The sequence below is a fragment of the Pseudomonas sp. KBN12P06040 genome, from assembly GCF_037574965.1.
GTDB classification, from domain to species: Bacteria; Pseudomonadota; Gammaproteobacteria; order Pseudomonadales; family Pseudomonadaceae; genus Pseudomonas; species Pseudomonas aeruginosa.
Genome location: NZ_JBBELS010000001.1, coordinates 1544365 through 1553737 on the forward strand (window position 1 = coordinate 1544365; position 9373 = coordinate 1553737).

General features: G+C 63.3%; 10 protein-coding genes. All 10 read left to right on the forward strand.

Going from position 1 to position 9373, the window contains the following annotated elements:
- The first annotated feature begins 6 nt into the window (after window positions 1–6).
- Window positions 7–228: a hypothetical protein gene (locus VQ067_RS07300; protein ID WP_014603891.1), complete on the forward strand. Its 222-nt coding sequence runs from the start codon at window positions 7–9 to the stop codon at window positions 226–228.
- A 9-nt stretch (window positions 229–237) separates the two neighbouring features.
- Window positions 238–564: a GPW/gp25 family protein gene (locus VQ067_RS07305; protein WP_340080811.1), complete on the forward strand. Its 327-nt coding sequence runs from the start codon at window positions 238–240 to the stop codon at window positions 562–564.
- Entirely contained in the window at window positions 561–1445 is an 885-nt protein-coding gene (locus tag VQ067_RS07310) for a baseplate assembly protein (RefSeq protein WP_033964218.1), read from the forward strand. Before VQ067_RS07305 ends, VQ067_RS07310 begins: the two co-directional genes overlap by 4 nt.
- Complete coding sequence (locus tag VQ067_RS07315; protein ID WP_033964219.1) at window positions 1442–1972, forward strand: phage tail protein I; 531 nt, start codon at window positions 1442–1444, stop codon at window positions 1970–1972. The genes VQ067_RS07310 and VQ067_RS07315 overlap by 4 nt, the downstream gene beginning before the upstream one ends.
- Complete coding sequence (locus VQ067_RS07320; RefSeq protein ID WP_033964221.1) at window positions 1969–4050, forward strand: phage tail-collar fiber domain-containing protein; 2082 nt, start codon at window positions 1969–1971, stop codon at window positions 4048–4050. Before VQ067_RS07315 ends, VQ067_RS07320 begins: the two co-directional genes overlap by 4 nt.
- Window positions 4047–4511, forward strand: coding sequence for a hypothetical protein (locus tag VQ067_RS07325; RefSeq protein WP_034002913.1), 465 nt, complete (start codon window positions 4047–4049; stop codon window positions 4509–4511). Before VQ067_RS07320 ends, VQ067_RS07325 begins: the two co-directional genes overlap by 4 nt.
- Window positions 4512–4554: 43 nt before the next feature.
- Window positions 4555–5715 carry a phage tail sheath subtilisin-like domain-containing protein gene (locus tag VQ067_RS07330; RefSeq protein WP_023107128.1) on the forward strand — a complete coding sequence of 387 codons (1161 nt, stop codon included), beginning with the start codon at window positions 4555–4557 and terminating at the stop codon, window positions 5713–5715.
- A gap of 12 nt (window positions 5716–5727) precedes the next feature.
- The gene (locus tag VQ067_RS07335; RefSeq protein ID WP_033964226.1) at window positions 5728–6237 is read left to right on the forward strand and encodes a phage major tail tube protein; all 510 of its coding nucleotides are present in this window, start codon (window positions 5728–5730) and stop codon (window positions 6235–6237) included.
- A 9-nt stretch (window positions 6238–6246) separates the two neighbouring features.
- Window positions 6247–6543 (forward strand): phage tail assembly protein, encoded by a 297-nt coding sequence (locus VQ067_RS07340; RefSeq protein WP_014603883.1) that lies wholly within the window; start codon window positions 6247–6249, stop codon window positions 6541–6543.
- 138 nt (window positions 6544–6681) lie between these two features.
- Window positions 6682–9372 carry a phage tail tape measure protein gene (locus VQ067_RS07345; RefSeq protein WP_034012938.1) on the forward strand — a complete coding sequence of 897 codons (2691 nt, stop codon included), beginning with the start codon at window positions 6682–6684 and terminating at the stop codon, window positions 9370–9372.
- Window position 9373 lies beyond the last annotated feature (1 nt).

Consider the following 9373-nt stretch of genomic DNA (forward strand, 5'->3'; position numbering starts at 1 on the left):
GGACCAATGGCCAAAGCCAAGACTGAAGAAGCGGAAGCCGTCCAGGCGCCGGTTCAAGACCATCCGACGCCCGAGTTGCCGGTGACGTTCATCGATCAGGCCTACCGACAGCGCACGCTGATCATGCCCGGCGGCGTGACGGTGCAGGTGCGCAATAGCGAGGTCGTCGCCGACACCGAAGAGGTGTTCGAGTGGTTGGTGGCTCGCGCTGAATTCGTTCGTAAGTAGGGGTGATCGATGATTGGGCTGGATCGACGGACCGGGCAGCCGCTTTCCGGCGTGGCCCACTTGAAGCAATCCATCGAGGACATTCTGACTACCCCGTTGGGCACCCGGCGCATGCGCCCGGAGTACGGCAGTAAGTTGCGACGCTTGGTCGATCTGCCGGTGAACGACGGTTGGAAGAGTGCCGTGCAGGCCGAGGTCGCGCGGGCGCTTGGCCGGTGGGAACCTTGGCTGCGCCTGGAGCGTGTCCGGGTGGTGGCGGTCATGGGTGGGCGGATCGATCTGGAGTTGGCTGGGGTGTACCTGGGTGACTCCGTAATGCTGGAGGTCAGCGCATGAGTACCGTGGATCTGGCCTCACTGCCGGCGCCCGAAGTGCTGGAGCCGTTGGAGTTCGAGGCGGTATATGCCGAGGAGCTGGCGGATTTCAGGGCTTACATGGGCGACCAGTGGAACGCGGCGCTGGAAAGCGACCCGGTGGTGAAGCTTCTCGAACAGGCGGCCTACCGTCGAATGCAGAACCGCGCTCGGGTGAACTCAGCGGCCAAGGCGTTGTTGCTGGCCTATGCCGAGGGTAGCGACCTCGACCAGTTGGCGGCGAACGTCAAGCTACAGCGCCTGGTGATACGGGAGGCCGACGAGTCGGCGTTTCCGCCGACCGAGCGGGTGATGGAGGACGACGCCGCGTTGCGGGAGCGCGTACAGCTAGCCTATGAAGGCCTGACCACCGCAGGGCCTCGGTCCAGCTACATACTGCACGCGCGCAGTGCGTCGGCCCTGGTGGGGGATGCGACGGCCGAAAGCCCCAGGCCGGCGGAAGTGGTGGTTACCGTGTTGCACGTCGAAGGGCAGGGCGTCGCCGACCAGGCGCTGCTCGATACCGTCTATGCCCGCCTGAGTGATGAGGATATCCGGCCGGTCGGTGACCGGCTGACGGTGCAGAGCGCCGAGGTGCTGCCGTACAGCATCGATGCGGTGGTGTACATGGAAGGCGTCGGGTCGGAGAACGAGGCGATCCTTGCAGAGTGCCAGCGTCGGATAAACGCCTGGATCAATCCGCGCCGTCGCCTGGGTGTCGAGGTGTCCCGGTCGGCGATTGACGCCCAATTGCATATCACCGGCGTTCGCAAGGTGGTGTTGAACGGTTGGGTCGATATCGTGCCGACCAAGGCTCAGGCGGCCTACTGCACGTCCGTGAAGGTCGTACAGGGGGACGCATGAGTCAGCTACCGAGCAACGCGACCGAGCTGGAGCGCGCCCTGGAGTTCGCGACGGATGAAGAAACGGACGTGCCTCTGCGGCTGCTGGTCAACCCCGATACCTGCCCGGAACACATCCTGCCGTGGCTGGCCTGGGCCTGGTCAGTGGATCGCTGGGACAACGAATGGTCGGTGCCGACAAAGCGGTCAGCAATCCGCTCTGCCTTCGAGATCCACGCGAGGAAGGGCACTATCGGCGCGCTACGTCGGGTGGTCGAGCCAATTGGCTACCTGTTGACGGTGACCGAGTGGTGGCAGACCGACCCGCCCGGCGAGCCCGGCACGTTCTCCATCGAGGTTGGCGTGAGCAGCGGCGGTATCACTGAAACCACCTATCGTGAGGTGGAGCGCCTGCTGGATGACGCGCGGCCGGTCAGTCGCCATATCGTCGGGCTCGACATTCGCTTCGAGCCCAAGCTTCAGGTCTTCACTGCGGTTGTAGAAACCGATGGTGACATCTTGGATGTATTCCCGAGGTTCATTCCATGAGCAAGCAATACGGGGGCTTCCTTACCGACAAGGGGGCTGCCAAGCAAATCGAGGCGGCGGCTGGCGGGCTGCGGCGTGACATTACCCATATGTTGATTGGTGATGGAGGCGGTGCGCCCGGGGAGACTCCTGATCCGGTCCCTAGTCCGTCGCAAACCGCGCTTATCCGACAGCGCTACCGGGTCAAACTAAACCGGTTGGTAGCGGCCGAGGATAGTCCTAGCGTGCTAGTGGCCGAAGCCATTCTGCCGCAGGAAGTGGGGGGCTGGTGGATGCGCGAGCTGGGACTGGAGGATTCCGATGGCGACCTGATCGCTGTAGCGGATTGTGCGCCTAGCTACAAGCCGTTGGTCAGCGAGGGGGCGGGGCGAACCCAGACCGTCCGGTTGCATATCGCAGTCAGCCACGCAGAAATCGTTAACCTTCTGATCGATCCCAATGTAGTTACCGCGACGGTGGCAGATCTGAATAAGGCCCTGTTGGAGGTTCGGGCGATCAATGATGCCACTGGGCAGATGACGCTAGAGCAGGGCGGCGGTATTACACTGCCTTTATCCTTGAGTCCGACGGGGGTTGCTCCTGGTACCTACCGCAGCCTCACTGTTGACGCGAAGGGCCGAGCAACCAGTGGCAGCAATCCTACTACCCTGGGTGGCTATGGCATCACCGATGCTCTGGCGAAGAGTGAGGCGGTGGAAGAGCCAACACCGCACAAGCTGCTACGGCTCAATGGCGCGGGCCAACTGCCGGCGTCGATTACCGGTAATGCAGCGAGCGCTACGAAGCTGACGTCGGAGCGGGTTCTTGCGTGTAGCGGTGCTGCAACAGGCAGCGCAGTATTCGATGGAACACGGGACGTTTCCATCGCGCTGACCCTCGCAGATAGCGGAGTGGTGCCCGGTGTCTATCCCAAGGTGACAATCAACGCCAAAGGTTTGGTGACAGCAGGTGCATCGTTGTCCGCCGCTGATATCCCAAGTTTGGATTGGAGCAAGATCAACAGCGGCAAGCCCAATACGCTGGGTGGCTATGGCATCACCGATGCCCTGGCGAAGAGTGAGGCGGTGGAAGAGCCAACACCGCACAAGCTGCTACGGCTCAATGGCGCGGGCCAACTGCCGGCGTCGATTACCGGTAATGCAGCGAGTGCTACGAAGCTGACGTCGGAGCGGATTCTTGCGTGTAGCGGTGCTGCAACAGGCAGCGCAGTATTCGATGGAACACGGGACATTTCCATCGCGCTGACCCTCGCAGATAGCGGAGTGGTGCCCGGTGTCTATCCCAAGGTGACAATCAACGCCAAAGGTTTGGTGACAGCAGGTGCATCGTTGTCCGCCGCTGATATCCCAAGTTTGGATTGGAGCAAGATCAACAGCGGCAAGCCCACTACGTTGGCGGGCTACGGGATTACCGATGCGCTGAACGCAGGATTCAACAGTCAGAGTCCAATTTTCTATTCGGCGGTGGCAGGCGATGGGCTCGCGCAAGCCGCCATCCAAATTCGTGAAGCCGAATTGATTGGCGCGAACGGGCGAATTTACAAATATGCGCCGCGACTCTGGTTTCACTGGAGCGGCGTATACGCGGGCGACCTCGGGATGAACGATGTTGGAAATCTGCTTTGGCGCGGGAGTCCAATCTACACCGCGGCGAATCTGGATCTCTCGGTGTATGCCCGTGTCTCGCATACGCACGATGCTAGCCAAATCACTTCAGGGATTCTCCCGGTACATTTGGGGGGAACGGGCGCGAATAACTCCACGGGGGCAAGGGAGAGTCTTGGAGCCGGTGTACCTTCGACCGCGTGGCTCTATTCCACCGGCTGGTGGCGGGATAACGACACTGGATTTATCCGCCAGTGGGGGCGCGTGACGGTAGCGGGTGACGGGACGGCGACTATCACGTTTCCGATTCCTTTCCCGAACGAATGCCTAGGCGGTTTCGCTGGTCAGACCGCCTATTTCCATCCGGGCACCGACGCGAGCACCGCATTCTATGGACAGACAACGACAGGGGCGACCCTCGAAAATAGCTATCAACTCCAATCCGTATTGTTCTGGGAGGCATTCGGTCGATGAGTTCCAGTGACTATGTTTTCTCGCCGTCTGCGGTGGCGTTCTATCCCGTTTCGTTGCGGAAGGTCTACGAGGAAGGCAGCGGTTGGCCGCTCGATGCGGTGCCGGTCAGTACAGCGCTCTATGAGCGGATATTGGCCGGGCAGGAGTCCGGTAAGCGAATTTCCGTCGATTCCTCTGGCCTTCCAATGTTGGTCGATCCTCCGCCGCCAGACGAGCAGCGGCTCGTCGCGCGGGCTCGTGCATGGCGCGACGCACAACTAATAGTGACCGATGGCCTAGTGGCGCGGCATCGCGACGAGCGCGAACTCGGCAAGCTGGCCACCTCCCTGTCGTCTGAACAGTTCCGCGAGGTAATGAGCTACCGCGAGGCCCTGCGCAATTGGCCGGACGACCCGGCATTCCCCGACCCCGCCTCCAGGCCGGAGCCGCCTGCCTGGCTGGCCGAAGAAGACACCAACTAAACCCCGCCCTAGTGCGGGGTTTTTCATTCTAGGAGATCCACCAATGAGCTTTTTCCATGGCGTCACGGTAACGAATGTGGACGTGGGCGCGCGGACCATTGCTTTGCCCTCCAGCTCGATCATCGGTCTGTGTGACGTGTTTACTCCGGGAGCTGGAGCGACCGCCAAGCCGAACGTGCCGGTCCTGATCAGCAGCAAGAAGGAAGCGGCAGCGGCGTTCGGGATCGGTTCGCCGATCTACGCTGCGTGCGAGGCCATCTACATGCGCGCCCAAGCTGTCATCGTGGCGGTCGGTGTGGAAGCGGCGGGCACGCCCGAAGAGCAGGCCAGCGCGATCATCGGCGGCATCAACAGTACCGGCGAGCGTACCGGCCTGGAGGCGCTGCTGGACGGCAAATCGCGTTTCAACGCTCAGCCGCGGCTGTTGATTGCGCCTGGGCATTCCGCACGGCAGGCAGTGGCCAGTGCGATGGACGCCCTGGCCGGCCGCATGCGGGCAATCGCGATCATCGACGGCCCGGGCAAGGATGATGAGACCGCCATAGCCTACGCCGCGAACTTCGGCAGCAAGCGCCTGTACATGGTCGATCCGGGGGTGCAGGTCTGGAACACCGAGACCAGCAGCACCACCGACGCTCCGGCCTCGGCCTGGGTGGCGGGTCTGTTCGCCTGGACCGATGCCGAGTATGGATTCTGGGCCAGCCCCTCGAATAAGGAGTTCGTCGGGATCACGGGCACCACGCGGCCCATCGAGTATCTGGACGGCGACCCGACCTGCCGAGCCAACCTGCTGAACAATGCCAACATCACCACGATCATCCGCGATGACGGCTACCGCCTGTGGGGCAACCGCACCTTGTCTTCGGATGCGAAGTGGGCATTCGTCACCCGCGTGCGGACGATGGATATCGTGATGGACGCGATCCTGGCAGGGCACAAGTGGGCGGTCGACCGCTCGATCACCAAGACCTATGTGTCTGACGTGACCGAGGGGTTGGAGTCCTTCATGCGCGACCTGAAGAACCAGGGCGCGGTCATCAACTTCGAGGTCTACGCCGACCCCGACCTGAATACGGCCAGCCAGCTCTCCCAAGGCAAAGTGTATTGGAACATCCGATTCACCGACGTTCCGCCGGCCGAGAACCCCAACTTCCGCGTCGAAGTCACCGACCAGTGGCTGACCGAAGTCCTCGACGCAGCATAAGGAGCGCGCGCAATGGCAATGATTCCGCAGGTACTGACCAATACCAACCTGTTCATCGACGGTATCAGCTTCCAGGGCGATGTGCCGTCGTTGACCCTGCCCAAGGTCACCGTGAAGACCGACGAGTTCCGCGCCGGCGGCATGGATGGCTCCATCGACATGGACATGGGGCTGGAGCGCATGGAGTCGTCGTTCACCACCAACGGGGTGCGGCGCGAGGCGCTGAACTTCTTCGGCCTGGCCGATGGCACCGCGTTCCGTGGCGTCTTTCGCGGCTCCTTCAAGGCGCAGAAAGGCAAGGTAACGGCGGCGGTCGCGACGATCCGCGGCACCCTCAAGGAAGTTGATCCGGGCGACTGGAAGGCCGGCGACAAGGCCGAATTCAAGTATTCGGTGGGCGTCACCTACTACAAGCTCGAAGTCGACGGCCGCGTGGTCTTCGAAATCGATCCCTTGGCGCCGTTGCGGGTTATCAACGGTGTCGACCAATTGGCTGAAACGCGCGCAGCGCTGGGCATTTAAGGAGTGAGTATGAAAGAGAAAACCCCCGCGTGGTTGGAATTGCGTGCCACCGGCGCCACGGTCAGCTTGCGTTCCACGGCCGAGGTCAACGGCGTGAAGGTCGACAAGCTGACCCTTCGCGCGCCGACAGTCCGTGACATCCTGGCGTCGGAAGAGCAGGGCGCTGAGACAGAGGCACAGCGCGAGCTGGCCCTGTTCTCGACCCTGGCCGAGGTTGGCCGAAAGGATCTGGAGGGGCTGACCATGGTCGATTACCGGCGCTTGCAAACCGCCTACTTTCGCCTGGTGCAGGACGACGGGGTATAGCGTTCAGCACCACAAGCGCATGGCCAGGCGTCTGGCGGCGGAGTTCCATTTCTCCGTCGCCGATATCGAGGCCATGCCGTTGGCTCGCATGATCTGGTGGCTCAGTGACTGAGCCACTTTCAACCGACAGAGAATCCTATGGCGTCCAATCAACTCTCCCTCGGGCTGCTGATCGGCGGCGCCGTGAGCGGTTCGCTGAATGCAGCATTCCGCACCGTCGAGGGCAGTATCGACCAGCTCCAGGCCAAAGGGCGGGAGCTGGATCTGTTCAAGGCCCAGACCAAGGCGGCGTTGGAGTTGGGCAACACACAGCGCCGCAGCACCTTGCGGGCCTATGGCGAGCAGCAGAGGGTCGGCGCGGCGCTGGAGTCTCAGCATGCAGCAGCCACCGCCCGGCTGGCATCGCTCAATCGCGAGTTGGCCGCGGCGGATCAGGCTCGGACCCGGCGACTGGCTACGCAGTCGACGGAAATGGACCGCCTGCGCTACCTCCAGTGGCAGCTCGCACAAGAGGCCAACCGGCAAGCCGACGGCGGCAACAAGGGGGAGGCGAAGCGGTTGCGGGGCCAGGCTCAGGCGGCGGCCGAACTGTACAAGCAACGCCAAGCCCAGGCGGCGGCCGACAACAAGGCCGACGCGGAAAAGGTCCGGGGGATTCAGCGCCGGATCGAGGTGGCGCAGCGTGAAGCCCAGCAAGCCAAGCGCAGCCTGGCGGACCAGCAAACGGAAATGGGCCGGCTGCGTAACGTGCTGCGAGACAACGCCAGGGAGGCGGGGCGACTCGGCGATGCCTTCCGCCAGGCCGCCCGCGAGGCGCAGGGCATCAAGCTCCAAGCCAGCGGCATGGCTCGCCTGGAGGCCGGGAAGTCCGGTATGCGCTCGACGGTCGGCCAGGCGGTCGCCGGTACTGCCGCTCTGGCTGTGCCTACGAAGATCAGCGCGGACTACCAGGCAATCGTTCGGGATATCGCGATCAAGGCTGGGGTGGCCGGTTCCGCTGAAGAGCGGGATCTGTCGCGCACGGTCATTACCACTTCCCGCGACACCGGGATGGCGCGCAACGAAGTGGCCGATGTGATCAACCAATTGGTCAGCGCGGGCATGGATCTGGACGTGGCGTCGGGGTTCTCTCCGGTCGCGGCCAAGTTCGTGGTGGGGCAAGGCGCGGGCGGCGTGGATACCGCGAGGATGATGCAGGCGCTCCAGCAGAACGCGAAGATCTCCGATCCCAGGGTGATGGAGAAAGCACTGGAGGCTATCGCCTTCCAGGGCCAGGCCGGCTCGTTCGAGGCCAGTGACATGGCCCGATGGTTTCCCCAACTGCTCGCGGAAATGGGCAAGCTGGAGATCTTCGGTATGGATGCCGTCACGCAACTGGGCTCGATGCTTCAGGTGCAAATGAAGACCGCCGGCGGTGCCGATGAGGCGGCTAACAACCTGAAGAACTGGATGGCCAAGATCGGCTCCAGCGATGTTGTGCGAGCCTACCAGAAGGCTGGCATCGACTATCAAGGCTCGCTCAATACTGGCTTGCAAAGCGGAATGTCGACGCTGGAAGCCAGCTTTGCATTGGCCCAGCAGTACATCCAGCGCACCGATCCAGCCAAGGCCAAGAAGATGGCCGAGGCAACCGCAGCCATCAGCAAGGAGGCGGACCCGGCCAAGGCCAGGGCGATGATGGAGGCCCTGGAGCAGACACTGCGCACCGGCGATATCTTCGCGGATATGCAGGTTAAGGCGGCTCTCACCGCCTACACGCAGAACAAGGCGCTGTACGAGTCGCTGAAGAGGGAATCGGCATCGGTCACAGGCATTCTGGACCAGAACCTGAGGGAGCGTCGGGAGGCCTCAGCCCAGCGCTGGGCTGAAGTCGCCCAGGCCGCGAACGAAGGGATGCGGGCGGTTGGTGACGCGATTCGTCCGATGACTGATGCGGCGGCCGACGCCGTGCGGCCATTGTTCCAGGGGCTTACTCGACTCACCGATGCCGCACCTGGGGTAACTGCCGGAGTCGTGGGCGTCGGTGCCGCGTTGGTCGTGCTCCGGGGGATCGTCAACGCCTGGAGGATTGGCCGTGGACTGATGGATATTGCCCGGGGCCGCTCGATGATGGGCAACCCGAATATCGTTCAACGTGTGTTCGTGACCAACCCCGGCGCCGGCGGCTTGGGTGGTGATGTGGGCGGTGGTTCTGGTCGGCGCGGCCGGGCAGGTGGTGGTCGCAGTGGGCGCCTCGGCGCCGCAGGGCGCGGTGCCTGGGGTGTGCTCCGGGGCGCTGGGCGCTTCGCCAAAGGGGCGGGACCGCTGGCTCTTGTCGGTGCAGGCCTCCAGGCGGCCGACACCTTCGTGAACGCGGAGACGCGAGACGAAAAGGCCGAAGGCTACGGCGCGGCTCTGGGCGGCCTCGGTGGCACGCTCGCCGGCGCTGCGGCGGGAGCGGCGATTGGATCTGTCGTTCCGATCATTGGAACTGCGATTGGTGGCCTGATCGGCGGGATGATCGGGGCCTGGGGTGGTTCCGAGCTGGGGGCCGCCGGCGGCAAAGCGCTGTTCGGCAGCGGCGGCCTGTTCGGTGGGTCTCCACCGGCAGAGCCCGCGAAGCCCGCTGTTCTGCCTGTCACTGCGGTGGTGGCGGAGCCGGCGAAACCGGCGCCGGTGCCGGTGAAACAAGAGTTCAGTTTCTCGCCGAACATCAGTCTCACTGTCCAGGGGGATGCGAAAGATCCCCAGGCGTTGCTCCAGGCGATCATGCCAGAGCTTCGCCGGCAGCTCGCCGACTTTGCCGGGCAGATGCAGCGGGTGTCCCTGTTCGATGAGCCCAATGTGTAGG